The sequence below is a fragment of the Paracoccus alkanivorans genome (genome assembly GCF_003697785.1).
In the GTDB taxonomy this organism is placed as follows: Bacteria; Pseudomonadota; Alphaproteobacteria; order Rhodobacterales; family Rhodobacteraceae; genus Paracoccus; species Paracoccus alkanivorans.
In genome coordinates, this window is sequence record NZ_QOKZ01000004.1 from 292,940 (window position 1) to 318,684 (window position 25,745).

General features: G+C 61.5%; 28 protein-coding genes. 23 read left to right on the forward strand and 5 right to left on the reverse strand.

Annotation, left to right across the window (positions count from 1 at the left end; translation table 11 throughout):
- Positions 1 to 10 precede the first annotated feature (10 nt).
- Positions 11 to 574 (reverse strand): SMI1/KNR4 family protein, encoded by a 564-nt coding sequence (locus C9E81_RS12615; RefSeq protein ID WP_122112705.1) that lies wholly within the window; start codon positions 572 to 574, stop codon positions 11 to 13.
- Entirely contained in the window at positions 571 to 3,627 is a 3,057-nt protein-coding gene (locus C9E81_RS12620) for a DUF4781 domain-containing protein (RefSeq protein WP_147457590.1), read from the reverse strand. The genes C9E81_RS12615 and C9E81_RS12620 overlap by 4 nt, the downstream gene beginning before the upstream one ends.
- A 320-nt stretch (positions 3,628 to 3,947) precedes the next feature.
- On the opposite strand from C9E81_RS12620, the gene C9E81_RS12625 reads away from it, so the two are divergent.
- Entirely contained in the window at positions 3,948 to 6,923 is a 2,976-nt protein-coding gene (locus C9E81_RS12625) for a LysM peptidoglycan-binding domain-containing protein (RefSeq protein WP_147457591.1), read from the forward strand.
- A gap of 8 nt (positions 6,924 to 6,931) precedes the next feature.
- The gene (locus C9E81_RS12630) at positions 6,932 to 7,396 is read left to right on the forward strand and encodes a hypothetical protein (RefSeq protein ID WP_122112708.1); all 465 of its coding nucleotides are present in this window, start codon (positions 6,932 to 6,934) and stop codon (positions 7,394 to 7,396) included.
- A 66-nt stretch (positions 7,397 to 7,462) separates the two neighbouring features.
- On the opposite strand, the gene C9E81_RS12635 is transcribed toward C9E81_RS12630, so the two are convergent.
- Positions 7,463 to 8,452, reverse strand: coding sequence for a hypothetical protein (locus C9E81_RS12635; RefSeq protein ID WP_122112709.1), 990 nt, complete (start codon positions 8,450 to 8,452; stop codon positions 7,463 to 7,465).
- A gap of 194 nt (positions 8,453 to 8,646) precedes the next feature.
- On the opposite strand from C9E81_RS12635, the gene C9E81_RS12640 reads away from it, so the two are divergent.
- From C9E81_RS12640 to C9E81_RS12720, 17 genes are all read left to right on the forward strand, one after another.
- A complete protein-coding gene (locus C9E81_RS12640) occupies positions 8,647 to 9,279 on the forward strand; it encodes a hypothetical protein (protein ID WP_147457592.1) in 633 nt (210 codons plus the stop codon).
- Positions 9,280 to 9,297: 18 nt separating this feature from the next.
- Positions 9,298 to 9,603 (forward strand): hypothetical protein, encoded by a 306-nt coding sequence (locus C9E81_RS12645; protein ID WP_122112711.1) that lies wholly within the window; start codon positions 9,298 to 9,300, stop codon positions 9,601 to 9,603.
- 10 nt (positions 9,604 to 9,613) lie between these two features.
- A complete protein-coding gene (locus C9E81_RS12650) occupies positions 9,614 to 10,063 on the forward strand; it encodes a hypothetical protein (protein WP_147457593.1) in 450 nt (149 codons plus the stop codon).
- Between the two features lie 18 nt (positions 10,064 to 10,081).
- Positions 10,082 to 10,303, forward strand: coding sequence for a hypothetical protein (locus C9E81_RS12655; protein ID WP_122112713.1), 222 nt, complete (start codon positions 10,082 to 10,084; stop codon positions 10,301 to 10,303).
- 103 nt (positions 10,304 to 10,406) lie between these two features.
- Positions 10,407 to 10,700 (forward strand): hypothetical protein, encoded by a 294-nt coding sequence (locus C9E81_RS12660; protein WP_122112714.1) that lies wholly within the window; start codon positions 10,407 to 10,409, stop codon positions 10,698 to 10,700.
- 65 nt (positions 10,701 to 10,765) lie between these two features.
- Positions 10,766 to 11,116, forward strand: coding sequence for a hypothetical protein (locus C9E81_RS12665; protein ID WP_122112715.1), 351 nt, complete (start codon positions 10,766 to 10,768; stop codon positions 11,114 to 11,116).
- Positions 11,117 to 11,140: 24 nt separating this feature from the next.
- On the forward strand, positions 11,141 to 11,935 hold the full coding sequence (sctJ, locus tag C9E81_RS12670) for a type III secretion system inner membrane ring lipoprotein SctJ (RefSeq protein ID WP_122112716.1): 795 nt from the start codon (positions 11,141 to 11,143) through the stop codon (positions 11,933 to 11,935).
- On the forward strand, positions 11,932 to 12,573 hold the full coding sequence (locus C9E81_RS12675) for a hypothetical protein (protein WP_122112717.1): 642 nt from the start codon (positions 11,932 to 11,934) through the stop codon (positions 12,571 to 12,573). Before sctJ ends, C9E81_RS12675 begins: the two co-directional genes overlap by 4 nt.
- Positions 12,570 to 13,175: a hypothetical protein gene (locus tag C9E81_RS12680; protein ID WP_122112718.1), complete on the forward strand. Its 606-nt coding sequence runs from the start codon at positions 12,570 to 12,572 to the stop codon at positions 13,173 to 13,175. The genes C9E81_RS12675 and C9E81_RS12680 overlap by 4 nt, the downstream gene beginning before the upstream one ends.
- Positions 13,172 to 14,500, forward strand: coding sequence for a FliI/YscN family ATPase (locus C9E81_RS12685; RefSeq protein WP_243698632.1), 1,329 nt, complete (start codon positions 13,172 to 13,174; stop codon positions 14,498 to 14,500). Before C9E81_RS12680 ends, C9E81_RS12685 begins: the two co-directional genes overlap by 4 nt.
- Positions 14,497 to 14,994 carry a hypothetical protein gene (locus C9E81_RS12690; RefSeq protein WP_122112720.1) on the forward strand — a complete coding sequence of 166 codons (498 nt, stop codon included), beginning with the start codon at positions 14,497 to 14,499 and terminating at the stop codon, positions 14,992 to 14,994. The genes C9E81_RS12685 and C9E81_RS12690 overlap by 4 nt, the downstream gene beginning before the upstream one ends.
- 2 nt (positions 14,995 to 14,996) lie before the next feature.
- Positions 14,997 to 16,184, forward strand: a complete 1,188-nt coding sequence (locus C9E81_RS12695; protein WP_166461901.1) for a FliM/FliN family flagellar motor switch protein — start codon at positions 14,997 to 14,999, stop codon at positions 16,182 to 16,184.
- A gap of 8 nt (positions 16,185 to 16,192) precedes the next feature.
- Positions 16,193 to 16,846, forward strand: coding sequence for a type III secretion system export apparatus subunit SctR (gene sctR, locus C9E81_RS12700; RefSeq protein WP_122112722.1), 654 nt, complete (start codon positions 16,193 to 16,195; stop codon positions 16,844 to 16,846).
- Positions 16,847 to 17,101, forward strand: a complete 255-nt coding sequence (locus C9E81_RS12705; RefSeq protein ID WP_122112723.1) for an EscS/YscS/HrcS family type III secretion system export apparatus protein — start codon at positions 16,847 to 16,849, stop codon at positions 17,099 to 17,101. It begins immediately after the preceding gene.
- A complete protein-coding gene (locus tag C9E81_RS12710; RefSeq protein ID WP_122112724.1) occupies positions 17,098 to 17,931 on the forward strand; it encodes an EscT/YscT/HrcT family type III secretion system export apparatus protein in 834 nt (277 codons plus the stop codon). Before C9E81_RS12705 ends, C9E81_RS12710 begins: the two co-directional genes overlap by 4 nt.
- On the forward strand, positions 17,928 to 18,962 hold the full coding sequence (locus C9E81_RS12715; protein ID WP_122112725.1) for an EscU/YscU/HrcU family type III secretion system export apparatus switch protein: 1,035 nt from the start codon (positions 17,928 to 17,930) through the stop codon (positions 18,960 to 18,962). The genes C9E81_RS12710 and C9E81_RS12715 overlap by 4 nt, the downstream gene beginning before the upstream one ends.
- 212 nt (positions 18,963 to 19,174) lie before the next feature.
- The gene (locus C9E81_RS12720) at positions 19,175 to 19,873 is read left to right on the forward strand and encodes a lytic transglycosylase domain-containing protein (protein ID WP_243698633.1); all 699 of its coding nucleotides are present in this window, start codon (positions 19,175 to 19,177) and stop codon (positions 19,871 to 19,873) included.
- A gap of 161 nt (positions 19,874 to 20,034) precedes the next feature.
- Here the strand turns inward: C9E81_RS12720 and kdgR are convergent, their stop codons facing one another.
- Positions 20,035 to 21,042: a DNA-binding transcriptional regulator KdgR gene (gene kdgR / locus C9E81_RS12725; protein WP_243698634.1), complete on the reverse strand. Its 1,008-nt coding sequence runs from the start codon at positions 21,040 to 21,042 to the stop codon at positions 20,035 to 20,037.
- Between kdgR and bglB the strand changes: the two genes are divergently transcribed.
- The 4 genes from bglB to C9E81_RS12745 are packed head-to-tail and all read left to right on the forward strand — an operon-like array spanning position 21,041 to position 24,970.
- Positions 21,041 to 22,159, forward strand: a complete 1,119-nt coding sequence (bglB, locus tag C9E81_RS12730; protein ID WP_122112727.1) for a beta-galactosidase BglB — start codon at positions 21,041 to 21,043, stop codon at positions 22,157 to 22,159. The two genes, kdgR and bglB, sit on opposite strands and share 2 nt — an antisense overlap.
- Positions 22,160 to 22,184: 25 nt before the next feature.
- Complete coding sequence (locus C9E81_RS12735; RefSeq protein ID WP_122112728.1) at positions 22,185 to 23,159, forward strand: TRAP transporter substrate-binding protein; 975 nt, start codon at positions 22,185 to 22,187, stop codon at positions 23,157 to 23,159.
- A complete protein-coding gene (locus C9E81_RS12740; protein ID WP_122112729.1) occupies positions 23,159 to 23,668 on the forward strand; it encodes a TRAP transporter small permease in 510 nt (169 codons plus the stop codon). The genes C9E81_RS12735 and C9E81_RS12740 overlap by 1 nt, the downstream gene beginning before the upstream one ends.
- A 3-nt stretch (positions 23,669 to 23,671) precedes the next feature.
- Entirely contained in the window at positions 23,672 to 24,970 is a 1,299-nt protein-coding gene (locus C9E81_RS12745; protein ID WP_122112730.1) for a TRAP transporter large permease, read from the forward strand.
- A gap of 94 nt (positions 24,971 to 25,064) precedes the next feature.
- Here the strand turns inward: C9E81_RS12745 and C9E81_RS12750 are convergent, their stop codons facing one another.
- Positions 25,065 to 25,634 carry a cupin domain-containing protein gene (locus tag C9E81_RS12750; RefSeq protein ID WP_122112731.1) on the reverse strand — a complete coding sequence of 190 codons (570 nt, stop codon included), beginning with the start codon at positions 25,632 to 25,634 and terminating at the stop codon, positions 25,065 to 25,067.
- Between the last annotated feature and the right edge of the window lie 111 nt (positions 25,635 to 25,745).

Here is a 25,745-nt window from a genome sequence, read left to right on the forward strand (position 1 = left end):
CTGATCAGCGTCAGCCATCTTCCGGGTTCCATGGAATGGCCGGATGAAACTCGGCTCTGGCCCGATCCAGGCTTGCCGGAAAGCAGTCGGGCTTAATCTCGCCTTTCGTGAGGCGGGTCAGGAATTCCGCGAAATTCATATCGAATTGCTCAGCCATGCCTTCTTCATGAGCCAGAACGCCGATTTTCCAGTTGTCTGGTTCCCCCTGCTCGACAATCCAGCCTATGAAATCCCCGTTCTCGGTTCGGGCGAAGGGCATGAGACTGCCTTCATCGGGCAGGAGCGGCATCCTGTATCGGTCCGGCCAGTTGGCCTTCTGCTCCTTGTAGACCCTGTTCTGCAATACCGCCTCCTGAGGCAGTGCAAATCTTTCCTGTTCATCACCCGGAAGAAAGAACAGAATGAACGAATGCCAGCTGCCGTCACCGTAAACGTCGACGAAACGCTTGTAATCCTGCGGAACACTTCGCCCGAGGAAGCGCTCTGTCGCGGACCAGTCGTGCGAGGCGCTGACAATCTCGTGCTGGACAGGCGGGCGGAGCGCAGCTTGCAATTCTTCCATCCAGTCCATCATTCGTTCCCCTTGTTGAACAGAGTAATGTCGAATTCGAGTCCCTCCGAACCGCGCGCCGAGATGGCGAGAGCCGTCGGTTTCAGATCACCGTCTTCATAAATCGGCGTTACGCGGTAGCTAACGGTTTCGCCAGCCTGGACAGCATCATATACAACACGCTCGAAATCCGAATGTACAGGAGAGTTCGCGGGAGACTGGTAGAGGGTGACGAGATTTTCCGGAATATCTCCACTGCCCCCCAAGCGTTTCGCAAGCAGGTGGCCCCGGCTGAATGGGTGATTCTTGACGCCGGGTGGAGGAAACCCGGGTGGACGAATATCTCCGTCTGCCGAGGTTCCGCTATCCCTGTCCACCCATTCCTTGGTAAGTGTCGCCTCTATTCCCAGTGCCTGCCCTTTCGCGTTGATCGATCCGTAATCCACCTCGGCCTGGGCACTGGCATCCGGACGCGTCACCGGTGTCATTCCATCCGGCAACCCGATAGCGATCTCGCCATTCGCCACCCTGTCCGTCAGGATGTCGTCCAGCGACCTCGGCGCAGCCACGAAACCCTGCCCGTCCGTTGCAGCCGCATCCAGCCGGAGCGTCTCGCGCGTGAGCGCCTGGTCGAGTTCCCGCTGGCGCGTCGCGATGCGCTGTCGTTCCGCCAGGGTATTGGCGGCTCCGGCGTCCTTGGCCAGTTGCTCCGCCTCTGTGGCGATCTTGTCGATCTCCAGCCGGGCTTCCCAGGCATCCGACCCCACCGGCGGATCATTCCGCCCGCCAAGCAGACCGCCCAAACGACTGCGCAGCCCGCCGGCTTCTTCCATCTGGGCAGCGACCCGCATGTGCAGTTCCAACTGCGCCGCGTCAGGCTCGGCCGAACCCGATTGAATACGAATATTCGTGGCACGACCCTTTTGCATGTCATAGGCTACGCGCATCTCACCCGGTGCAAGCCCTGGCACGGAAACATCCAGCGGAAAGTCCTGCTGCGCCAGCCCCGCACCGCCGCTGCGGATGCGCAGATCAAGCGCGGCGAAATCGCCCTGCCCGGATGTGCCGCTCGCGGTCCGGCCAGCCATATGCGATGCGCCCGCCATGCCACCCCAGAAGGCGATGTTGAGTAATGCCCCGGCCCGCTCGGCTCCCGACAGTTCGTTCCAGTTCTGGCCGAGCTGGATCGACTGATCGGCAAGGGCCAGCATATCCGCCCCTTCGGCGGCCATTCCGACACCGGAGATGCTGCGTGCCAGGCCGGGGGAAACCCGCGCGCCCGCGCTGCCCAATCGTAGAGCCCCGCCGATCGCTCCGACCGAGAGTGCGCCGGCAGCGACCTCCAGCCATGCGCCGCGCACGCCCGGGTCGGACAGATCGCCGATATCCTGCCCATGCTGTTGCATGTCATGAAGATTCTGCCCGGCACGCCCAGCCATCCACAACCCGGCCCCCGCCGCAACCAGGGGCGCCGCCGTCCCGCCAGAACCGGCGACGATCGCGACTCCGGCGACCGCACCGGCGGCGATGGCCACGCCGTCAACCACCCGCCCGAAACCCTCTGCAAAGCTGTCGACGACGCCAGGCGTATTGCGATGGGTCAGGTCTTGCGAACTCAGATCCAGCCCCTTGGCATAGGTCATCTTGCCGTCGGGCAGCGTGTTGTTTTGCTCCCAATCCTCAAGATCGGAATAGCTTCGCCCGGTATGATCGACGAACTTGACCCCCTCGCCGGTCTCAACCCGGAAAACCGGAACGGCCGCCGCGCCTTCGTCACTGGAAGTGATGGTGACCGGAACGACGCTGACCTGGGCTTGCTCGCCGCCCAGTTCGGTGATCCGGTCGGCCACCCGGTCAAGCGCCGCGTTCTGTTCGCCATGGGAATAGAAGGTATTGTCGAGACCGCGCGCCAGGAATTCTTCGGACAGCTCGCCTTGCGGCAACTGATCCGGCTGAATGCCCATGGCCTGCCCGATTATGTTGCGAAGCGCCTCGCCCGACAGGTTTTGCGGCACGGCACCCCTGCCACGATAGGCTTTGGTGACCTCATTGGCATAGGCGCGAGAAACGTCTTCGTTCTCCCAGCCTCCATGCATGAAGCCCTCGGTCTGCCGGCGGCCATCTCCCGCCGCGCGGTCAAGTGCCCAGAGGCGCTGTTCGGGAGGAATTTCCTGGTCGAAGATCATATGATTCGCGTCACCATCTTCGAGCACGTCGGTCAGATTGTCGGTAATCTGGTCACGCGCGAGCGGATCGGCGGCGCTTTCGCCGGGACGGCGGGCATTCGCAATCGCGGCGGCAAATCCCGCGCGGCCACTCGTTGACGAAATACCCGAGCCATCCTCGAACATGAAGAGCGCGGTTGTCATGCGCTCGGCCTGATCCGCCGGAACCGAGCCGCGATCGCCAAGCGCGGTCCAGACCGCTTCGCGGATGTCCGGACGGTTCTGCATTATCCTGGCAAGCTGCGGCTCAAGCCCGCCGAAGCTCGACACCACCGCGGCCGCATCCAGCTTGATCGCCTGCTCCAAGCCGTCCCAAGCGGCCTCCCGAGCCTCTGGTGTCGTGATGATCGCCCCGGCCTGGGCGATGCCCTGCTGTGCCCGCAACTCCGGTGCGGCCAATGCCTGTGCCATGGTTCTGCGCATGGAGGGATCCGAGGCCACGCCCTCGGCGGCCTCGCGCATATTCTCCTGACGCTCACCGGAATCCTGACCGCTCCAGGCCGAAACCGCCGCCTCAGCAAGCACCTGCCGCTCCGCGCTGTTCATCGCCCCTAACGACGCTTCCCCGCGCATTGCCTCTGCCATACGCGAACCGCCTTCACTGTCCTTGAAGATCATCCCGGTCTTGGCCCTGGCGTTATCATCCACCCAGGCCTGAATCTCGGTTTCCCGCTCGGGGGTGACTTCCGGCTCCGGCGCGGGAACGGTGCCCGGATGGGCAACGGGCGGCGGCATCTCGCGAGGTTGCTGCGTTACCTCGGCGGCTTCAGGCTCCGATATCTGCCGCTCTGCCGGGACGGGGCGCGGCACGGATATGGCTGTTCTGGAATCGGGGCCAAAAATACGGGTCACTGCTGTCACCTCGCTGGAAATGAACGGCGATTTTGCCCGACACTAATGCGGCAAGGTATCAGTCAATTGACGAAATCATGAAATCTGGCGAACCCCGAGAAGTCATCCCGAAAATCGCTCGCTCCATTACCGTATGGGTGGCGATTTATCGCCGACCCGGGAAATGCCTTCCGATACGGGCAGCACTGACAAAAAACGGTTACGCTCTGCCCGCATGCTCGGGATAATCGTGACTTCGCCCGCACGCCCTTGATGTGTGCGGCGCGCTTGCAATTGGCACCGCCCTGTTCAGTGCCGGATATCTGAGGATGGATTCGAGCATGCTTCTTGAAGGAATTCGTGAGAAAACGACCACCGATCATGTCTCCAGCATTCCGCGCAAGCCGGTTACCGCTCCGTCCAATCCGGCGGATGAGAAGGGCAATGGCGGTCCGGTCTCCAGCACGCCGCCGGCCGAGAAGGGTGATGTCAGTTCAGGGATTGCCGACGCGGGTGCGGGAGCGAAGGACGGCGTTCTCATCCGCGATGGCGTGAACAAGCTGAATGGCGACGGCGACTCCGCCTATCTTCGGATTACGCCCGAGATCAAGGCCCAGGGGAATTTGCGGGGCGTCATGGTGGGCGGCAAGGCCCAGCTTGGCGCCGACATGCGCATTACCCAGAAGGGCGAAGGAAATGATGCCAGCTATACGCTGCGCTACGACAAGCAATCGCTCGGCGCATTGACCGGAGAGGTCGGCACGGACACTGTCGGCAAGGGCGGCAAGGCGGGGGCCGGGCGAAACAGCGTCAATGGCCGGCTTAAGGCCGAGGCCGGTGGACAGACCTTCGATGCCGTCGAAATGAGTTTCGACAGCAAGGAAGATGCCATCCGTGCCGCCGAAACGGTTCAGAAGCTGCACATGGCCGACGCCGTGGGCGACGGTGCCGATCTGGCCTTGCTTGGCCTGGGACCGGCAGGCGTGGCAATCAACGGTGCAGCAGGCGCCGCATCCGGTGGCGGCGACAACCCGCTTGGCAATCCGCTGAACGAGGACGGCGCACCTGGGCATGTATCGCGCGCAATTGCCGGTGTAAGCGAGGAAGACCTGTCCTTCCTGAAGAACAACGTCACCGCCTATGAATCCACCATCGGCACGCGGGGCCGTCTGGCTGCCGAACTGAAAGGCGATATGAAATATCTCAATATCGCCGGAGAAGGCCGTCTCGATGGCACGCAGAAAATATCGCGCCGGGTCGAGTTGCCGACCGCAGAAAAGGATGGCCGCGTGTCCTACACCCTTGAGGGCGGCCTTCGGCTATCGGCCAAGGAAAAGGTGCAAAAGGGATTTAACCTCAACGGCCTGCCAATCGAACCGAAATTCGAGAACCGGCTCGAACTGGCCAATGCGACTGCCGATATCAGCCTGAACTTCACGATCCCAAAGGGGACCGAGCTGGCCAATTCGGCAGGCGGCCGTCCGCTTCCGGAAGGCAGCGCCCTGTCAGGCACGGAGGGGATGCGCCTCGACTCGATCACGCTGGGCCAGCAACTGGAATATCGCGACCAGAGCCTTGCCGATCCCTCGCGCGGGGACTCGCAACTACTGAAATCCACGGTCACGCTGGACAATCCGGACCGGCTGGACAAGGCCGCCGGGGCGTTCTTTGACGGCAATTTCCCCGGTGCCGCTCAGGAGGCCGGCGCCCGCATCGACCTGGAACGTCAGACGATCCTGCGCAGCGGCGTGAACACTCAGCAAGGGGCGAAGGTCAATCTGGGCGTGGCAGAGGCCGAGGCAACGGTGATCTTCGAATCCGGGCTGGATGATGTCACGAACAAGGGCCATGTCACCATCGCCCCCAGTCAGCAGCAGCCCGACGATCCCAAAACTCGAACCGAAACCCGTCTCCCACCGGCTCCGCAAGACGACGGCAAGACACTGACCGTGACTCCCTGGACCGGGGCGACCGTGCGCGACGCGCCAGATGGCGCACGGACCGGAATCCTACAGAACGGCACCTTCCTGCGCGATGAGGGCGAGCGCCGCACCGATGCCGGAGGGCAGGAGTGGCTCAAGGTAAACGGAACGGATGTGAATGATGAAGCCGTTTCGGGTTGGGTCCGGGCCGACACGGTGCAAGCGCATAGCAGCGCCACCGGCGCGATGGACGAGACCGGGCGCATCAATCCGACGCTGGAATATGAGCGTCACGATATGATAACGGTCGCGAAGGACGACAATCTGTGGAATCTGGCCGAACAGCATGGCGTCGATCCTATGGAGATGGTGGAGTTGAACCGCGACCACCTGCACAGCCCCTCGCTGGTCTTCAAGGGTGACACGGTTTACCTGCCCGGCACCGCGCGCGGTCCCAAGCCCGAAACCGTGGAAGTGCCGGCAGAGCCGACCAAGCCCGGAAAACCATCGGACAGCGGACCACAGGATTCCACCCCGGCGCCGTCCGGTCCGGCGCCATCGTCGCCGAACCCGCCCTCGGCGCCCGAAGAAAGCGGGTCCAGGCCCGATACCGGATCAGCGCCGGAGAGCGGGCCCGAGACTTCACCTTCCGACAGGCCTGAGACGGAAAGCGGTCAACCGGATCCCGCACCGCAGCCCGGGAAAAACGCCCCCGCCGATCCTCCGGCAGGTCGGAATGAACTGGACCGTATCCTGAAGGAATACCAGGTCAAGGACGACGAAACGGTGGAATATACACCCGATCTGGGGCCAATTCCTATCGACGTTCCCTTCATGGACAGCAAGAAGATGACCAGGACCGAGGCCGAGCTTCTGGATGAGCTGGGCTCGCGCAAGGGATTGCTGGGCCTGCGGGAATTCGAGAAGATCAGCTCGAACAACCCGAATGATCCGGGACTGGCCTATCGCACTGCCGACGAATATTACCCGCAGGTAGGCGCGAATGGCGAGCCTGTCAAAGGCTCTGAAGACGGTCACAACGATGCGTTCCGACATGCCTATTGGAACGCGCTGATGACCGACCGTTTCGGAGAAGATTTCGCAACCTCGTTCGGCACCGCGCACGAGGGTGTCGAGGGCAATCCCGCGGCCAAGGAGGCGATGGACCTGTATAATAACGAGGTCGGCCGCCGCATCGCCAGCGAAAACCCGGACGCGTCCGATGAGGAACTCGCGGAGCTGGTTTACGATGCCGTCGAGAACGGTGAGATGCTGGTGATCGACGAGAATGGCGATCTGGCCTATTCGAATCAGGTCGAGGTCGGACAGACGGGCGACGCCCGCCGCGATGTCATGCCCGGAACACAGACACCACCGGATTATGAATCGAGCTGAGACCTGACATGACCTTGAACCTGAGAAAACCTGCCGCCGCCTTGACGCTCTGCGCGATCCTCTTCGCCGGGTGGAGTGTTTCAGGCGCCGGCCAATCCGAAGATGAAACCGCAATGCTCGACAAGATTACCGAATTTACCGAGGCGGGGCCCAAAGGCGCGCAACTTCGCCTGGCCGATATTACCGATTTCGAATGGGACACGGTACAAGGCTTCCCCGCATCCACCTCATTGGATGTCTACAAGGCGATGTTTGGTGAGTCATATCGCCTGAGTGATGAAACCACTTCACAAATGACCGATGATTCGGTCCTTCTCGTATTCGGATATGAAGGGGAGGTCGTCGAAGAACTGGTGATAAGCCCGCCTGTCTGGGTGCATGGAGCCAAGCCTGATTTTCTTGGCCCGGACGCTACGCTGACCGTTATCTCGGACGATCCCGGACCCTATACGGCACTGGAACTGAGTGAATAGACGCCATCCCCGATAGCGATGGCGTTCCGATCACGGCCCGGCAACATTCCCGGGCCGTGCATCCGTTCAATAGCCCTGCGTCATGTAGCGGTAGGATTCCCAGCTATGCATTTCGCCGGTCATGGCGCTCCAGTTGTTCAGGCGCATCAGCTGGGTCGCCGCCGCGCCCAGGCCTGCGGCCGAGCCCTGCGCGGCGCGCATCTGGGCGATTTCGATCAACGGCTGCTTCAGTGGGCCGGCAAAGGCACCCATCTCCATGAAATGAACCAGTTCGCGGCTCTGCTGCCGCTCGGTTTCACTCATCGGCAGGTCCACCCCGGCCAGCCAATGAACGATGTCTTCCGTTCCCAGGACCTTCCTCAGCAACGATTGCGATGGAACCTCCGAGCGGAAGAGCGCGCCTAGTGCCGCCTCGCGCTCGCCGTCATTCAACTCGGGCCAGGCGGCTTCCACACCGTCGGCCCATGCCTGCAGCCTTGTGGGCAGGACATTGTTCACCGGCTCGTCCTCCTGCTGGCGCCAGGCTTTCATCACCAGTTCCTCGGACGGCGCTGCCGGGATGACCTGCAGCCCCGACTGCGCCTCAAGCGCCTTCAGCTTGTCCATCGCGGCTATATCGCTTGCGGCCAGTCCCAGGCCCAGCGTCAGCTCCGCGTGAAACGGGTCCACATCGCTCCAGATATCCAGTGGAATGAAACTGTCCGCAGGTTGCCCCGACATCTTCGCAGCAGTCAGCAGGATATCGCGCGCAAGGTCATACATCGCGCCGCGGGTGGCGGATACGCTGCCATGTTGCGCCAGCTCCACCGCTTGAACGAATGCGGGCGGCCCCTTTTCGGCCAAAAGCGGCTCCTGCCCGAAAGCGGCGATCAGCCTACGCATATCCGCCCCTACAGCGTCCAGATCGGCCGTTTCGGCATCCATTCCCATCATCGTGACATAAGTTTCGGCCATGCGCGGGGCCCAGATCTCGGGATCGGCGGGACCGGCCACAGCAGCACCCGAAAAACCGGTCAGAGCTGCGATTGCAGCTGCATATATCGGGATGCGGGACATCAGAGCACCTTCCTCACACGGATTCGCAATGGTCCCCGTCAATCTGCCCGCCACAGGTAACACAGGGATGACCGGCGTTGCGGGAGGGCGATATTCCGCCGGCATCGATATGCCCAGCCAAATTTCGTCAAAACTCCGCGCAATCGTTACGTTTTTGTCGTGAAACCCGGGTTTTCTTATGTGAGGTGGCGAGAATGGAAAGAAGTATCGGCGCAAGAACTCCGCAAATGGCGCCGGTTTTCCGGTCCATACCGCTTTGCCTGACGATATTGGCACTTCTTGTCCTGCCTGTCGCGGGACAGGGGGTGCTGGTGATGCAAAAGGACATATTGGCGCACCCATTTCCTTATCGGGCCAACGACGTGCAGATCGAGGCGGTTTTGCAAGAGATGACGCAAAAGACGGATATACCTGTGATTGCCGCCGAAGGGGTCGGGGGCAGGGTCACAATATCCAATCCCGATGGCAGCTTGCGCGACGCCCTGGACGACATGGCGAGCCAGGGACACATGGTCTGGTGGTTCGATGGCGTCGCCGTGCATGTCGAACCTGCCGGAACCGTGGTCAGCCGGCTGATCGGTCTTGACGGTGTCCCGGTTGATGAATTGCGCAACCAGATGCGCGAGCTCGGCCTGAGCGATCCGCATTATCCGCTACGCGCCGGTGCAGAGGCCGGGATGATCCGTGTTGTCGCACCACAGGGCTATATCGATGCCGTGTCGGAACTGGTCGAACATATGGCCGCCGCGAGCGCCCCGGATGCGAAATCGAAAGGGCTTCCAACGATCATACGCGGCAATGGATGGCGCCACGGTCGCACACAGTAAAAATGGAAAGGACAGGGAATGACCCGGAACGGAGCTGATGCGGACCAGATCGACGATATCCATCTGCTGATGGCAGCCGCGATTCTCTGCGGGCAGCGCGGGGTTGAAACCGACCTCATGCCTGTTTTCGATTGCTGGGCCAATCATTACCCGCAGGACGCCATGGCCAATATTGGCCGCGGGCTTTTCATGATCGGCAATGGCAATGCCGAGGCCGGCTACCGATTGATCGTCGAAGCAGCCGAGACAGCTACCTCTCGGGCCGATCAGGCACGCGAAGTGTTGGCATCGCTCGCGCAGGATCTGCCCGAACTGGCGGGTTGAGGGGATGACAATGCAACTCGACCGGGCCGATATGAAGCTTTTGATCGAGGCGGGGTATTCCGGCGTCATGCGGGGCATATCCACCGATCTGGGTGCGATCTTTCAGGCCATCAACGAATGGATGCCGCAATATGCTGCTGGCGAGATCGGGATCGCGCTACAGGAAATGACCACGGGCAATTTTGCCGCCGCGGATGAGCGGCTGACGGCAATCCTCGCATCCGACCGCGAGGGGCGCGACGAAGCGCGGGCCATACTGGCCATGTGCAAGGCGCTTGAGAATGAACATGACGAGGCACGCCGCCTGCAGGAGGATCTTTCCGGCACGGGCGGCGCGGCCGAAGCCTTCACCGACCTGCTGGTGAATGGCGCACCCGAGACCACGCAGGAAAATCAGGGACTTGCGTTGGAGACCGAAGCGACGCCCGCACGTGACGGTCAGGATGCAGAGCGGGCATGACAAGGATGGAGACATAACATGGGACTGTTTAGCGGAATCGGCAATGCCCTTGGCGGCGTCGGCAAGCTGCTTGGCGGCGTCACTCAGGCGCTGAAAGGGATCACCGGACTATTGAATTCGCCGTTCGGCTCGCTGCTGAAAATGGCCTTTCCGCCGCTTGCTCTGGCTGGCGGAGCCATGAATTTCGCTGGCATGCTGGGCAATCTTGCCGGCGGCATCGGCGGCGGCGCGAACTACTGACGACCGTGCGGGAAAAGGGGATGGTCGCCAGCAACTTCCTCCGCTTTTCCCGCCATTCGCAGGGACAAAGCCCCGCGATCACACTGAAGGACCAAAGATTCCGATGAGAAACGATCAGCCTGTTGCATGCCAGTTTCGTCCGCGCGTTGCCGCGGCGATGATGGCATGGCTGCGCCGCCGGATGGTGATGCGCGCGGGCGGTCGTCTGGCCAATCCCCTTATCCGCCTTTCCCGGGCGGTAAGCTGCGCCCGCAAGGCGCAAAGGTTCCGGCTTTGCAACCCGGAACGTCGCTCCCTGACCATCCGCATGACCCTTGGACCGACCCCCTTTTCCGCCCTTGGCCTCGGCCTTGCAGGTGGTGGCGGCGGTAGTCCCGGATCCGCGGCCACGGTCTGAGATAGCGACATCCATGCCCGGACAGGGCTGAGCCCCGATTTTCCGTTTACCGAAAGGCCGAACAGATGGTCACCGCAGTTACAGCTTTTGCCAATGCGACAGGCAACACCACCGGTAACGCGACGATGCCGCAAGAGCCGGTGCTGAGCGAGATGGCACAAGCCACGCTTGAACGCCTGGGCCAGATGCACATGGAATTCAACCAAAGCGCCGAAACGCTGGAAGGCCATGTCGGACCGGCGGTCCGGCCAGCGGCTGGAAACGAAGCCGACAGTCTGGCCCATGCGCTGGAATCCTTCGGTGAGTCCTTCCACACAGCCGCCCAGATCCAGAATCAGATCGTACAGTTCTCGATGGCAACGTCGATCTCGCAAAGTCTCGGCAGCAATCTCAACAGCTTTCTGAAAGGGACCTGAGGCCCGGAAGGTCCGATCATTCACATGCGCTGTATCCGTCTTGTCACCGCGCTTTGCGTGCTTTGCGTTATCGCCGCCTGCAAGGCCGAACTCTATAGCGGCCTGACAGAGCGCGAAGCCAACGAAATGGTTGCCGCGCTTCTCGGAGCTAGCATCCCCGCATCCAAAATCAACGGCGCGGAAGGCGTCACCGTCATGGTCGATGAAGCGCGTTTTCCCGAAGCGATGGCACTTCTGGACGAGCGTGGCCTGCCGTCGCGCAAATATGAAAGCATGGGCGATATCTTCAGGAAAGAGGGGCTGGTCTCGTCGCCCACCGAGGAACGCGCCCGGATGATCTATGCGCTAAGCCAGGAATTATCGCGCACCGTGGCCGAGATCGACGGGGTTCTGTCGGCAAGGATTCATGTCGTCTTACCGGAATCGGACATGCTGGGACGCGATGTCAAACCGTCCTCTGCCTCGGTTTTCGTGCGCTATGCGCGCGGATCGAACGTCAGCGACTATGCCTCGCATATCAAGCTCCTGGTCGCCAATTCGATCGAGGGACTACTCTACGACAACATCACCGTGGTCATGGTTCCCGCGGCCGCCGATCAACAATCCGCTGAAGAGCCGGTCAGGTTTTCACAGGTATTGGGAATTTGGGTTCACCCCGGCTCCGCCCAGAGATTGTGGATAACCCTGGGTGGGTTGGCAGCGGCGGTAATCGTTGCTGTGGGGTTGGCATTGCTACCGGTTCTGCGCACCAGAATCTCGCGGTCGCCACGCGGCCCGGTAGCCGTCGCGGACGAGTTCGGTGAAGAGGGAGGAGTATGAATCAGCCTGCCGCCCGCCTCCGGATCGATCCCGCGCGGAGCCGCGTGGCACGCTTGCGCGCAAGGATCGTGGCGGCGCGGGCGGCGCGGCAACTTTCCGGAATTTCGAGCTCTGGCCGGGTTGCGGGCAGGCTGGGTGCCGGCCTTGAACCACTTGATCCGGCCATGGATTGCGGCAACCCTCATCTGTCCCTGATTCCCGAACCGGAACTGGCAGCGCGGGTGTTCGAGGCCGCCGCGGCGGCTCTGATGGCCGACGAAATCGCCCGTGCCATAAGGCCCGAACAGATCGCGGCGCTACCAGTCAGCGGGGAGGCCCGGGATTTCGCCCTTCGCCATCGTTCCTTGTCCCTTGACCGGCCCACAAGCGAGTTCGAACAGATCGTTCAGGAACTCGTATCGATCTGGGCTAGGGAACTGCCGGCGCCGCTCGACCGGGAATATGCTCCATCCGCCGCCACCCCGGAGCAGCCGGAGGCCGAGGAAACCCTCCCGCAACTAACTCTGTCTGGCGGCCAAAACCGGAATGGATCCGTTACCCTGCCTCTGGCGAATGCGCCTGCCCGGTCCCGACGGCATGCCGCGGCCCTGACCGCAGCGATGGCCGCCATCACCTCTTCGGAGGAGGCATCACCATGACCGCCAGCCGCATTCTTCGCCGTGAAGAGATCGGAAGGCTGCGCGAGGCGGACCGGATCCTGCACGAGGCCGAGCAAACCCGAAGATCCAGCCATGAGGACGCGGCCCGGCTGGAAAAGAGCATTGTCGGCGAGGCGCGTTTGCAGGCCTTGCGCGAGTCGACCCGCACCGCGTCACGGCTGATCGCCAAGGCAGAAGAAGCCGCCCAGACCCGCCTGCGCAACATGGAACCCGAGCTTGCGCGGCTGGTGGCCCAGACGGTGCGCAGCATATTGGGCGCTTTCGAACCCGAGGAACTATCCTATCGCACGGCTTTGCAAGCGCTCCGGCAATTGCGCGATCATCGGCGGGGGCGTGTCTTTGCCGCGCCCGACACAGTTGGCCCGGTGCGCCGTGCGGTGGAGGAGGTCGGCACCGAGGGACCCGAGATTCTTTCGGTCATCCCCGATCCCGCCCTGGAACCGGGCCGCGCGTTCCTGACCAGCGATCACGGCAGCGCCGAGATCGGCCCTGCCGCATTGACCGACCGTGCACTGCGTCCATGGGAAGAACATGCGGACGGCCGTTCATTGCCCCCGGACCGAGAAGGCCACGAGCCGTGAACGAAAGCGTCACCGATCCTCTGCTGGCACAGCTTCGTGCGCGCGCCGAACGTATCGAAACGATCGAACTGCGTGGCCGTATCACGCGCATCTCGGGCTGCGTCCTGCATGCCCGCATGGCCGATGGCCGCATCGGCGAGGAATGCCTGCTGCGCGATCCGGTAAGCAAGGTTGAAACCACGGCCGAGATCATCGGCTTCGACGGCGAAGAAACCATCCTCGCCCCCGCGGGTGACATACGCGGCCTGTCCTCCCGAACCGAAGTCATGCCGACGGGCGCCGAACCGCTCGGACCGGCAGGACCGGATCTGTTGGGCCGGGTGGTGGACGGCTTTGGCAACGCGCTGGATGGCGGCCCCGCCGTGGCAGGCCGTGTCCCCCTGAATGCCGGGCCTCCGCCACCCCTGTCACGCCCGATCATAGATACTCCCTTCGTGACCGGGCTGCGCTCTGTCGACGGATTGCTGACCATGGGAGAAGGTCAGCGCATGGGCATTTTCGGTGCGGCGGGGGTCGGCAAATCGACATTGCTATCGCAGATCATCCGCGGAGCCGGGGCCGATGCCATCGTTCTGGGCCTGATCGGCGAGCGCGGCCGCGAGGTGGCCGAATTCCTGGAACGCGACCTTGGCAGCGAAGGCCGCCGGCGCGCTGCCGTCTTCGTCGCGACCTCGGATCGCCCGGCGACCGAACGGCTGCGCGCGGCACTTGCGGCGACGGCCTGCGCCGAGGAATTCCGCCGTCGGGGAATGCGTGTGCTTCTGCTGATCGACAGCGTCACACGGGTCGCCCGCGCCCTGCGCGAAATCGGCCTGTCTGCAGGCGAGCCACCCGTCAGGCGAGGCTTTCCCCCTTCTGTATTCGCCAATCTGCCACGTCTGGTCGAACGCCCCGGGCGGACCGGCGAGGGTGTCATCACCGCCATCTATACAGTGCTGGTCGAAGGCGACGACGACGCCTCTGATCCGGTCGCCGACGAGATGCGCAGCCTGCTAGACGGGCATATCATCCTGTCGCGCGATCTTGCGGCGCGCGGCCATTACCCGGCCATCGATATTCTGCGCAGCAAGAGTCGCGTCGTGTCCGCCGTCGCAACCCCTGAACAGCTTGCGCATAGCCAGCGCGTTGCCACCCGGCTAGCCAAGCTGGAAGAAATCGAAATCCTGGTGCAGGTCGGCGAGTATCGCGAGGGTTCCGATCCGCTGGCCGACGAGGCGCTGCAAATGCGCGAGCGGACCGATGCGTTTTTGCGGCAGACGGTGGCCGAACGCAGTTCTCTCGAGGTCACGCTGGCGGCGCTGGCTGAGCTTGGACGACAATCATGAAGGCGAAACTGCGGCAGGCAAACAAGCTTTTACAATTAGCCGAACTGCGCGAAGGATTGGCGCAACGCGAGGTCGCTGCAGCGGCTGCCGTGCTGTCGGATCGTGCGCAGGATGTGGCGGCCCGGGAGGCCGAGGCCCGGAAACTGGCCCATATTCAGGCCGAGCGTCGGGAGACCTTGCGTAATCCGATGATCGGTTCTGCACAACTGCGCGGCTCCCTGGCCGCCGTTCTGACCACGTTCGAGGCGGACCGCCAACGCGAAAGCGAGGCGGAATTGGCTCTGCAAGAGGCCGAGACAAGGCGGCGCGAGGCAGAAACAGAACTGGTCGATGCACGCCGCGGTCTGCTGCGGGCCAGACGGCAGACGGAAAAACGCCACCGGATACGAATTCCGCTGGCCGATGCGCTCATCAGGGCCGCCGATCGCCGGGATGAAACCGAAATGGAGGAAAACCGCGGTTTCAGGCACCGCCCGAATTCTGCGGGGGAATAATGATGACCGATCCCTCCGAGATGTCGTTCCTGTCCACCGGCCGGCTGGTTCTGGAAGATGCGCATCGAGTTGTGCCTCCGGAGGTCGCTTCGGGTCCGGCGGTGCTGTCCCGACGACGGCAAAGCCTTGCACTGGCAACCGCCCAGAACCGGCTTTGCGGGCACCGGACTCCCATCTCGTTACGCGTCGGTGGTGCCGCGATACAGGCGGCATTGACAGAAGCGGTGGATTCGCCTGCGCAAGGTGCATGGCTTGAACTGGAGATAGACGGGCATCCCGCACATATCGGCCTTTCCTGGGGGACTGTGCGGCGAATGACGGGCCTGCCTCTGGAAAGCGCCGATCCGGTCGACGCTGCGGTCCTGTTTGAAGAGGCGCTTTCAACATGGCTGGACGGGATCGAAGAGCAGACCGGCCTGACTGTCCGGTTTCGGCGATTCTCCCACGCAGAACCCGTTTGCGAGGCCCTGCGGCTTGGCCTGCGTGCCGAGGTCGTCCAGCGCCCCGCCGCAAGGTCGATCCACCTGCACATGCCCCTGATCCTGTCTGAACCGGCCGCCAATTCGTTGGCACCCGTATTGTCGCGGTGGAATACCATCCGCCCGGAGACGCTCCCCCTGTATCTTCGCCTTGCCGTCGAGATAGAGACAACGCGCCTGAGCATGGTCGAACTGCGCAGTCTGAACCCCGGTGACGCACTGGTCCTTGCCGACCTTCCCTCAACCGCAAGCCTGGTTCTCGAAGAGCAGTTCATCGCATCCGCCCAAGCCGCCGGCGACGGCCTCCTGCCAACGATGTGGAGAATGACCGGCAGGTTCCGCCCGCGACAATCCGGCAAGCCATTTCAAACGGGAACCAAGGAACTCATGTCAGAACAAGAGCAGCACCCCTCGCATGACGATCAGCAACGCCCGGAGACCGGATCACCGGAACCCGCACCCCGGCACTCCCTGGCAATTGCCGGTAGTTTCGATGCGCTGGAGATCCGGCTTTCATTCCGGCTCGGCGAACGCCTCATGTCATTGGCCGAGTTGCGGCGGGCCGGCCCCGGGACCATTGTCACCCTGGATCGCCCGGACGGGGCGATGGTCGATATCGTCGCCAATGGGCAGTTGATCGGCACAGGAGAGGTCATCTCGGTCGCCGGGCAGCGAGCGGTCGAGATTCGCAGCCTGTTCAGCAACGAGTGACGGCTGCCATGGAAAGCCCCTTTCCATTGCTGATCGCTGCCGCCGGACTGATGATCGTGCCGTTCCTGGTCGTCAGCCTGACCGCTTTCGTCAAGATCGCGGTCGTGCTTTTCCTTGTGCGCAGCGCGCTTGGTATCCAGCAGACTCCTCCGAATCTTGTGCTTTACGGGGTTACCATAGTTCTGACCGGCTATGTCATGTCGCCCGTCATAGCCGCTTCATTCTCTGCGATGACTGATGGCGGCACGATAACCACGCTGCCCGCCCCCTCGGAATGGCCCGAGATAATCCGGAGGGGACTGGGACCGATACGCGATTTCCTGACCCGTTTCACCACTCCGGAGGACCGCGCCTTCTTCCTGTCCGCAGCCGAGGAAATGCACGCGGCAACCACCGTCAGCCCCACCGAGCAGGATATCTTCATCCTCGCGCCGGCCTTTGTCACGGCCGAGTTGACCCGGGCCTTCGAGATCGGCGTGCTGCTGTATCTGCCCTTTATCGTGGTCGATCTGGTCATCACCAATATCCTGACCGCGATGGGAATGATGATGGTCTCTCCGATGGTCATCTCGCTGCCTTTCAAACTGCTGCTTTTCGTCGCCGTGGACGGCTGGTCGCGGCTGACCCACGGGCTGGTCATGAGCTATGTTTCGGGGGGGTGAATGCAGCTATACCAGGCGTTGAACCATGCGATGATCCTTGTGCTGCAACTGTCATTGCCGGTCATCATCGCCGCAACGGCGGTCGGGCTGATCATCGGGCTGATCCAGGCGCTGACGCAGATACAGGACCAGACACTGCCCCATGCGGTCAAATTGCTGGCGGCAGCGGGGGTTATCATCATCCTCGGAGCCGGATTGTCGATGCGGCTGGTGTCTTTCGCGACCGAGATGTTTTCAAGAATCGCCTCGGGATGAGCGGGGCGGATGGCATATTCGGGCCACTGCCGGGCGGTTTGGCCGGAGTCCTGCTGCTGCTGGCCATCGTGGGCGCGCGCCCGATGGGCTTTGTCATGCTCAACCCGGTATTCGGACGTTTCGGCATCAGCAGCGGATTGTTGCGCGGCGCTGTGATGATCGCCCTTCTCTCACCGGTTCTGCCGGCCGCAGCCGTTCAGGCCGCAGAGAACCCCCTGATTCTTTCGCCTACCGTCGTGCCCGGGCTGATCCTGGGCGAGCTTTTGATCGGCGCGCTTCTCGGGCTGTTGACCGGACTGCCCTTCTGGGCGGCGTTGGCTGCCGGAGACTTCATCGATAACCAGCGCAGCGCCGCGATGGCAAATCTTTTCGATCCGCAATCCTCGACCGAGAGCAGCATTACCGGAACGCTGCTTTTCCTGTGTTGCCTGCTGGTGCTGGCCGCCGAGAATGTGCTGTTTCCCGTGGTCTTCGGCCCGATCATGGAAAGCTACAGGCTGTTCCCGGTCATGTCGGGCCTTTCCCTGCCGGATCCGCGCCAGGGCGCATTGGTCCTGCAACTGCTGGATCATCTCTTCCGCGCCGGCTTGTTGCTGGCACTGCCGATCATCATTCCCCTGTTGCTGACCGAGCTCGTCCTGGTGGTGGCAACCAAATATATGCAGCAGATAAACGCGATGTTTCTTGCCATGTCGGTCAAGCAAGCGGTGAACGCGGTGCTGATGCTGATTTATGCCACCGTTCTGGCCCGTTATGTCATGGACGAGATCGGACGGGGGCCCTTCTCTGCCGGTGCGCTCGGACCGTTTCTTCGCGGAGTGGTGGAATGAGCAATGAGTCATCCGAGGAAAAGAACCTTCCGCCGAGCCAGCACAAGCTGCGAAAGGCTCGCGAGAAGGGGCAGGTTGTGACCTCGCGCGAGTCATTGACCTCTGTCACGACCGCGCTCGTCCTGATCTATCTGTTCATGCGACGCGAGACCATCGGCGCCGATCTGCAAGCCCTGTTCACCATTCCCGCGGATCCGGCAATGAACTTCACCACGGAACTGGCCGGGAAGGCACGCGACAGCTTGGAGCTGGTGCTTCGCCTCCTGCTGCCAATCCTGATCGGTGTGATTGCCGTTGCGGTGCTGGGGGGGATGACGATCTCCGGCGGGCCGGTATTCTCGACGCATCCGCTGATCCCGGATTTCAACAAGCTGAACCCCGCAAGCGGTTTCAAGAAAATCCTTGGCCGGCGCGCGCTTATGGGCTTTCTGATGCATGTACTCCGTCTGGTAGCGCTGATCGTGGTGCCAGGGCTGCTGCTGTGGCAGCAACTCGGGATACTGATCGCCGCACCGCCTTGCGGCATGAGCTGCGCCGGCGGGGCGATCCACGCCATGATCATTCCGGTTCTGGGAGCGATTCTGGCCCTGCTGATCCTGGCGGCATTGTTCGATTATCTGGTCCAGCGGGCCGGCTTCATGCGCGAACAGCGCATGTCCATCACCGAGTTCAAACGCGAGATGAAGGATCAGGATGGCGATCCGCTGCTGAAAGGTCAGATGCGGTCGGATCAGCGAGCCATGGTCGAACGCCCCACCGGCCTTGCGCAGGCCACGGTGATCATCCATGCCGCGTCGGATTTGGCCATCGGCCTGCGCTATGTCGAAGGGGATACACCCGCTCCTTTGATCGTGCTTCGGGCACAGGGGCGCGCATCGGTGTCGCGATTGCTGCGGGGGGCGAAGGTGCCCGTCAATGACGCCGCCTCGGCCGTCGCCCTGATCGCAAAGATTCCGGTCGGCGACTATGTCGTGGATGACGAACACATCCAGGCAATCGCCCCATATTTGAGAGCTCTCCACACGAGGTGAGACATCAAACCGACATATCCCAAGGATACCATCCGGAACGATATAAAACTAAGCTATTGATAACTGGTCAAATCATGAGAGAGCCCACAACCACGGCGTCCTGGGCGTCAGCAATTTTGCGTTCCGGTGCGGACAGGATGTCCAACGTAATTCCCACGGGCGGGACGATGACACGAAGATTGGCCCGATCTGACAGAATACTACTCCCCGGCATGGTGCTGCGGACCGCGATTCTGGCGATGACGCTCTTTCTCCCCTTAACATCAGCATCCGCATACGCGGATCAAAGCAATGTCGGTTTCCTGATAAAATCTCCGGCAAATACCGGCATGCGCTTATCCGCGAAATCGCGTCAGGATGTTGCCGGCAAGTTGATCATTCTTCCAAAACGAGGGAGAGAGACGAAGCAAACCGGTCTTGAAACGGCCTCCCGATCGACGGCAGGCCGCATGAAACTGGTCGTGAGAAACGAGCCGACCATACACGGCGGGGATGCCTTGCGAAATGTCCGTGCGACAGCAGCCAGATATCAATATCATCCCGCGATCAAGGCGGCCGGGCTCACGCGGAATGAATGGGCGGCCTTGTTCCAGGCCATGATCTGGCAGGAATCCCGTTTTGTGGTAAATGCCCGCAGCCATAAGGGCGCGATAGGTTTGGCCCAATTGATGCCGGGCACCGCCCGAATGCTCGGCGTCGATCCAAACGATCCGGTGCAGAACCTGGACGGTGGTGCGCGATACCTTCTGACACAGCTTCAGAATTTCCGCAGCCCGATACTCGCATTGGCGGCCTATAACGCCGGACCGGAGGCAGTGCGGAAATACGGCGGTGTTCCGCCTTATCCCGAGACGCGCGATTACGTGGTTAGAATTTTCTCACGCCACGAACAGCTGATGTCGCGTTACTGAAGAGACCAGTTCCATCCTCAAGTTAGAGCACGCATCCAGATCTCGTGACATGGTTGCATGTTCATCAGGTTCAGTTGCAAGCTGCATCCTGCGATATCCCGGGGCGCTGCCATCGAACAACACTGCAGCCCTTGGACAACCTTCCGGATTGCGGAAACATCTCAGCCGTAGCCAAGCGCCGAGGACGCCTCCCGGCCGGCCTCCAACAGCATCCCGACATATTCCGGCTTGCGAGTTTCATCAAAACGCACAAGCGGAAAGCCGATGCTGATTGCAGCAACCGACCGCCCCGCATAATTCAGCAGAGGCACGGCCATGCAACGCACGCCGGCCTCGCTTTCCTCGATTTCCTCGGCATAGCCTTGCGCGCGAAATTGTTGCAACTGCGCAAACAACTCGTCCGGGTCGGTGATCGTGCGCGGGGCAAGTTTGCGCATTTCCATCTGTGACAGTCTCTCACGGATCTCTGCATCGTCGCGAAAGGCCAGCAGCGCCTTGCCGAGCGAAGTGGAATAGAGCGGGTTGCGCTTGCCCAATGTTGACTGCATCGACAGGCTGTATGCTGAATCATACTTGTGGATATAGGCCACGCGCTGGTCGAAGTCGTCCATGACGCCAAGGTTGATTGCCTCGCCCGTCGCCCGCGACAGCCGCGCCATTGCCTGGTCCGCAGCGCGCAGCAGATCCTCCTGCCCCCGCAGGATACGGGCACCCAGCCCGAACAATTTCAGCGTGAGCCCGTATTTCTCGGTTTCGGGCTCTTGTTCGACATAGCCCAGATCGGCCATGGTTTGCAGCAGCCTGTGTGCCGTCGTCTTCGACGTCATCGCTTTTTGGGCGATTTCGCCCAGGCTTGCATGACGTTCCTCGGCTAGTGATTCGAGCACGGCGAACACTTTCAGAACGGCGGCAGCGTTTTCGGTCTTCTGCGTGGATTTCGGCATTGGTTCGTTCAGTAATTTATGGAACGTCATTCTGAATTCATCGCACAGACCTGTCAAGGATTCTTCTAGATTTGTAATTTTCATTAATTTACAGCAATATAAATGTAAGTCACGCAAAATCTGAGTTGTGTAAACTTCATGATTGATTTTTGAAACGGATTGTGGTTCCTTCATTTTCGAAACGCCGTTCCGGAAATCTTGCGGCATTGAGAGGAGACCGTCCATGCATCCGCTTCTGCGGCAAAAGGCCCGTTTCGTTCCGCGTGACGAAGTTGCGGCGCTGATCGAGCGTCTGGCCGACAACCTGATCAACATCACCGACGAGACAGGGGAGTTCCTGCTTCATCTGGAGGATGGCCGGGTCATCGACACCAAGGGTTGGGCCGGTTGGGAATGGACGCATGGCATCGGGCTTTACGGGCTGTTCAAATACTGGCAGATCACCGGCAGCGGCAAGGCGATGGCGATCATCCGCGACTGGTTCGACGCGCGCCTGGCCGAAGGCACGCCGACCAAGAACATCAATACCGTCGCGCCCTTCCTGACCCTGGCCAACCTGTATGAGAAAGACCGCAATCCGCAATGGGAAGCCTATCTCGACGCATGGGCCGAATGGGTCATGCATGACATGCCCCGCACCCGCGAGGGCGGATTTCAGCATATCGTCTACAACAATGTGAATGACCAGCAGATATGGGACGACACGCTGATGATGAGCGTCCTGCCGCTGGCCCGGATCGGGCAGGTGCTGGGCCGCCCGCATTATATCGAGGAGGCGAAATACCAGTTCCTGATCCACGCCCAATACCTGGCTGACAGTGCCACCGGGTTGTGGTTCCACGGCTGGACCTTCGACGGCAGTCACAATTTCGCCCGGGCGCTCTGGGCGCGTGGGAATAGTTGGATCACCATCGCCATTCCCGAATTCATCGAGATGCTGAACCTGCCCGAAGACGATCCGTTGCGCCGGCATTTGCTGTCGCTACTGAACCGGCAGGCGGCCACGCTGCGCCAAACGCAGGACGAAAGCGGGCTGTGGCATACGCTGATCGACGATCCGGACAGCTATCCAGAGGCTTCTGCCACGGCGGGCTTTGCATATGGGCTGCTGAAGGGCGTCCGCAAACGCTATCTGCCTGCCGATTACGCACCGGTCGCCGAGCGGGCCATTCGGGGTGTGATAGCCAATATCAGTTCTGATGGCGAATTGCTGAACACATCCTTCGGCACCGCGATGGGGGACGATCTCGATTATTATCGGCAGATCAAGCTGACTTCGATGCCCTACGGGCAGGCGATGGCGATGTTTGCGCTTGCCGAATACCTGCGCGACTACATCTGACGCGCGCTTTTGTGGAGGAGACAAGATGAACAGACCGATCAAGACCCTGACCGCGCTGGCGCTGATCCTGACGGCCGGTTCGGTGCAGGCCGAAACGCTGCGCTTCGGTTATGCCCAGAACGCCACGCCCACCGTCGAGGCGATGCAAAAATTCGGCGAACTCGTAGCCGAGAAGACCGGTGGCGAGGTCACGGTACAGTTCTTTCCGGACAGCCAGCTTGGCGGCGAACGCGAGATGGTAGAGATGCTGCAGGGCGGGGCGCTTGACATGACCAAGGTTTCGGGCGGTCTGCTGGAAAGCTTTTCACCGATCTACGGGGTCTTCCCGCTGCCTTATCTGTTCGACGATCAGGATCATTTCTACGCGGCGATGGACGATCCGGAGGTTGTCGGACCGGTCTATGAATCGACCCGCGACCTGAGCTTCGTCGGGCTGACCTATTACAATTCCGGCGCCCGCAACTTCTATACGACCAAGACGCCCGTCGAAACTCTCGAAGATCTCAAGGGGCTGAAGATCCGGGTGCTGCAAAGCCCGACCGCGATCCGCACAATGGAACTGCTGGGCGCAACGCCGGTCGCCATGGGTCAGGCCGAGGTCTATACATCGCTGCAACAAGGCGTTCTGGACGGGGCGGAGAACAACGAGTTCGCGCTGACCATCGCCCGCCATGCCGAGGTGGCGAAGCATTACAGCTATGACGGGCATACCCGGATTCCCGATATCCTGCTGATCGGCACCGCGGCCCTGGACCGGCTGACCGAGGAACAGCGCGCCGCCGTGCAGGAAGCCGCAAAGGAATCGACCGGGTTCCACAAGAGTGTCTGGGACGCGGCAATCGAAGCCGAGCGCAAGAAATCCGCCGACGAGTTTGGCGTGCAGTTCTATGAACCCGATGTCGCGCCGTTCCGCGAGGCGGTCGCCCCGATCTATGACGAGCAGGACGACGCAGCCAAGGCACTGGTCCAGAAAATCCGGGACGCGGGCGGGGCCGAGTAATGTCCGCTCTGCGCCGCGGGCTGGATTTCGCGCTGCAAATTCTCTGCTGCACCCTGCTTGCCGGGCTGGTCGCCGTGCTGGCCTGGCAGGTGATCAGCCGCTATGCGCTGAACCAGCCTTCCTCCACGACCGAGGAAATCCTGCGCTACGGCGTGATCTGGCTGTCGATGCTGGGCGCCGCCTATGCGACCGGGAAGGGCAGCCACCTTTCCGTGGACATGATGCGCGACCGGCTGTCCGGGCCGGGCAAGCTGCGGCTGGATGCGATGATCGCCATCGCTTTCATAAGCCTCGCGGCAGCCGTGCTGATCTATGGCGGGATGCGGGCGGTTAACATCGCGTCAAGCCAGACCAGCGCCGTCATGCAGATCCCGATGAGCTGGGTCTATCTGGCGCTGCCGGTCAGCGGAGCGTTGATGATCGCTTACAGTATCCTGAACCTGATCGACCTGTCACGCGGGACGACTCATCATGTCGATCTCGACGATGTCGAAGCGAAAGGAGGCTGAGCCATGGCCGGCACCGCAAGCCTTATCCTGATTTCCGTTTTCGGCATCATGACGCTGATCGGCATTCCGATCGCCCTGTCGATCACCGCCGCGGCCATCGCTGCCGTTCTGCTGGTGCTGCCGCTGGACATGGCGCTGTTCACCTCGGCCCAGAAGATGATGACCAGCCTCGACAGCTTTTCGCTTCTGGCGGTGCCGTTTTTCATCCTGTCGGGCGTGATCATGAATTCCGGCGGCATCGCCGTGCGGCTGGTCGATTTCGCCAAGCTGATCGCGGGCCGTGTGCCAGGATCGCTGGCCCAGACCAATATCGCGGGTAATATGCTGTTCGGCTCCATCTCGGGCTCGGCCATTGCCGCCTCCACCTCGATCGGCGGGGTAATGGTGCCGATGCAAAAACGCGAGGGCTATGATCACGGCTTCGCGGCGGCGGTGAATATCGCCTCAGCGCCGACCGGGATGCTGATCCCTCCCTCGACCGCCTTCATTATCTATTCGCTGGTAGCGGGCGGGGCATCCATCGCTGCGCTGTTCATGGGCGGGGCGGTGGCAGGCGGCCTGTGGGGCCTGGGGATGATGATCCTGACCGCCATAGTTGCCCGCCGGCGCGGCTGGCCGGTGGCAGGCAGGGTCAGCAGATCCGAGGCAGTGGCCGTGATCGGCCGTGCCATGCCAAGCCTGATGCTGATCGTGCTCATCATCGGCGGCATCATGCTGGGCATCGTCACGGCGGTCGAAGCATCGGGCATCGCGGTGATCTATACCATGCTGCTTACCTTTGTAATCCACCGAACCAAGCCGATCAGCGAATTGCCGAAGTTCCTGATGGAAACGGTCCATATGACCGGCACCATCATGTTGCTGCTGGCCGCATCAGCCGCGCTGAGCTTTGCCATGGCCTTCACCGGTATTCCGACAGCCGTTACCTCGCTGATACTGGCGATATCGGAAGATCCATTCATCGTCATGCTGATCATCAATGTCGTGCTGCTGGTGGTGGGTTGTTTCATGGATATGGGCCCGGCAATCCTGATCTTTACCCCGATCCTGCTACCGATCGCACAGAAGGTCGGCTATGATCCGGTGCATTTCGGCATCATCATGATCTTCAACCTTGCGATCGGCACGATCACTCCGCCGGTGGGCACAGGTCTGTTCGTCGGTGCGGGAGTGGCCCGGGTCAAGGTCGAAACCTGCATTCGCGCACTTGGTCCCTTTTACCTGCTGCTGTTCGCAACGCTGCTGATCGTGACCTATTTCCCGACCCTGACCATGTGGCTGCCCCGCTATTTCGGCCTCTGACCTGCCGAACCGAAAGCCAGGCGGGAATGGGAAACCCGTGATGCGTGCCGAGATGCGTTCGCCTCATTCATATGCCGGTCCCGCGCCCGTGGCCTCAGAAGCTGGGCGGAGTGCAGGCGCTGACCACCTCGCAAACCGATTCTCCCGGATTGCGGAACCGGTGCGGCGTGGCACTGCTGAAGTAATAGGCGTCGCCCCGGCTTAGCAGATGCACCTCGTCGCCGATCGTCACTTCCAGGGTGCCGGAAATCACCACGCCGCATTCCTCTCCCTCATGTGAAAGGGCTCGCCGCCCGGAATCCTTGCCAGGCTGATAGAATTCGTGCAGCATTTGCAGGTTCCGGTCCGGACGCTGTGCCGCGATCAGCAGATACTTGATGCCCGGCGCGCCGATATTGACGTGATCGCCATGCCGAAAGACCCGAGCCTTCTCGGTGCTCAGTTCAAAACTGAAGAAGCTGGCCAGATCCATCGGGATACCGTCAAGTATCTTTTTCAGTACCGAGACCGAGGGCTGCATCGCCATCGACTCGATCTGCGAGATGGTGCCGCTGCCGACCCCGGTGCGCCGCGCCAGTTCGCGCTGCGACAGGCCCTTCGACTTGCGCAGGACGCGCAGCCGCAGTGCAACCATGGCGTCATCGGTTCCAGAAGGCGTGGCCATGTGCTTTCCTGCTTTCCATCAAAAGCGGTGTCGGTAATTTCTTATGTTTAACAAGGGATCGATATTCAATACGAATCGGGATTGTTCGGTATCAGGAGCAATGGCAAGCTG

Excerpts from the sequence above, each read along its gene's own strand:
- C9E81_RS12615 (WP_122112705.1), bottom strand. The coding sequence starts at position 574 with ATGATGGACTGGATGGAAGAATTGCAAGCTGCGCTCCGCCCGCCTGTC.
- C9E81_RS12625 (WP_147457591.1), top strand. The coding sequence starts at position 3,948 with ATGCTTCTTGAAGGAATTCGTGAGAAAACGACCACCGATCATGTCTCC.
- C9E81_RS12630 (WP_122112708.1), top strand. The coding sequence starts at position 6,932 with ATGACCTTGAACCTGAGAAAACCTGCCGCCGCCTTGACGCTCTGCGCG.
- C9E81_RS12635 (WP_122112709.1), bottom strand. The coding sequence starts at position 8,452 with ATGTCCCGCATCCCGATATATGCAGCTGCAATCGCAGCTCTGACCGGT.
- C9E81_RS12640 (WP_147457592.1), top strand. The coding sequence starts at position 8,647 with ATGGAAAGAAGTATCGGCGCAAGAACTCCGCAAATGGCGCCGGTTTTC.
- C9E81_RS12645 (WP_122112711.1), top strand. The coding sequence starts at position 9,298 with ATGACCCGGAACGGAGCTGATGCGGACCAGATCGACGATATCCATCTG.
- C9E81_RS12650 (WP_147457593.1), top strand. The coding sequence starts at position 9,614 with ATGCAACTCGACCGGGCCGATATGAAGCTTTTGATCGAGGCGGGGTAT.
- C9E81_RS12655 (WP_122112713.1), top strand. The coding sequence starts at position 10,082 with ATGGGACTGTTTAGCGGAATCGGCAATGCCCTTGGCGGCGTCGGCAAG.
- C9E81_RS12660 (WP_122112714.1), top strand. The coding sequence starts at position 10,407 with ATGAGAAACGATCAGCCTGTTGCATGCCAGTTTCGTCCGCGCGTTGCC.
- C9E81_RS12665 (WP_122112715.1), top strand. The coding sequence starts at position 10,766 with ATGGTCACCGCAGTTACAGCTTTTGCCAATGCGACAGGCAACACCACC.
- sctJ (WP_122112716.1), top strand. The coding sequence starts at position 11,141 with ATGCGCTGTATCCGTCTTGTCACCGCGCTTTGCGTGCTTTGCGTTATC.
- C9E81_RS12675 (WP_122112717.1), top strand. The coding sequence starts at position 11,932 with ATGAATCAGCCTGCCGCCCGCCTCCGGATCGATCCCGCGCGGAGCCGC.
- C9E81_RS12680 (WP_122112718.1), top strand. The coding sequence starts at position 12,570 with ATGACCGCCAGCCGCATTCTTCGCCGTGAAGAGATCGGAAGGCTGCGC.
- C9E81_RS12690 (WP_122112720.1), top strand. The coding sequence starts at position 14,497 with ATGAAGGCGAAACTGCGGCAGGCAAACAAGCTTTTACAATTAGCCGAA.
- C9E81_RS12695 (WP_166461901.1), top strand. The coding sequence starts at position 14,997 with ATGACCGATCCCTCCGAGATGTCGTTCCTGTCCACCGGCCGGCTGGTT.
- sctR (WP_122112722.1), top strand. The coding sequence starts at position 16,193 with ATGGAAAGCCCCTTTCCATTGCTGATCGCTGCCGCCGGACTGATGATC.
- C9E81_RS12705 (WP_122112723.1), top strand. The coding sequence starts at position 16,847 with ATGCAGCTATACCAGGCGTTGAACCATGCGATGATCCTTGTGCTGCAA.
- C9E81_RS12710 (WP_122112724.1), top strand. The coding sequence starts at position 17,098 with ATGAGCGGGGCGGATGGCATATTCGGGCCACTGCCGGGCGGTTTGGCC.
- C9E81_RS12715 (WP_122112725.1), top strand. The coding sequence starts at position 17,928 with ATGAGCAATGAGTCATCCGAGGAAAAGAACCTTCCGCCGAGCCAGCAC.
- C9E81_RS12720 (WP_243698633.1), top strand. The coding sequence starts at position 19,175 with ATGGTGCTGCGGACCGCGATTCTGGCGATGACGCTCTTTCTCCCCTTA.
- bglB (WP_122112727.1), top strand. The coding sequence starts at position 21,041 with ATGCATCCGCTTCTGCGGCAAAAGGCCCGTTTCGTTCCGCGTGACGAA.
- kdgR (WP_243698634.1), bottom strand. The coding sequence starts at position 21,042 with ATGGACGGTCTCCTCTCAATGCCGCAAGATTTCCGGAACGGCGTTTCG.
- C9E81_RS12735 (WP_122112728.1), top strand. The coding sequence starts at position 22,185 with ATGAACAGACCGATCAAGACCCTGACCGCGCTGGCGCTGATCCTGACG.
- C9E81_RS12740 (WP_122112729.1), top strand. The coding sequence starts at position 23,159 with ATGTCCGCTCTGCGCCGCGGGCTGGATTTCGCGCTGCAAATTCTCTGC.
- C9E81_RS12745 (WP_122112730.1), top strand. The coding sequence starts at position 23,672 with ATGGCCGGCACCGCAAGCCTTATCCTGATTTCCGTTTTCGGCATCATG.
- C9E81_RS12750 (WP_122112731.1), bottom strand. The coding sequence starts at position 25,634 with ATGGCCACGCCTTCTGGAACCGATGACGCCATGGTTGCACTGCGGCTG.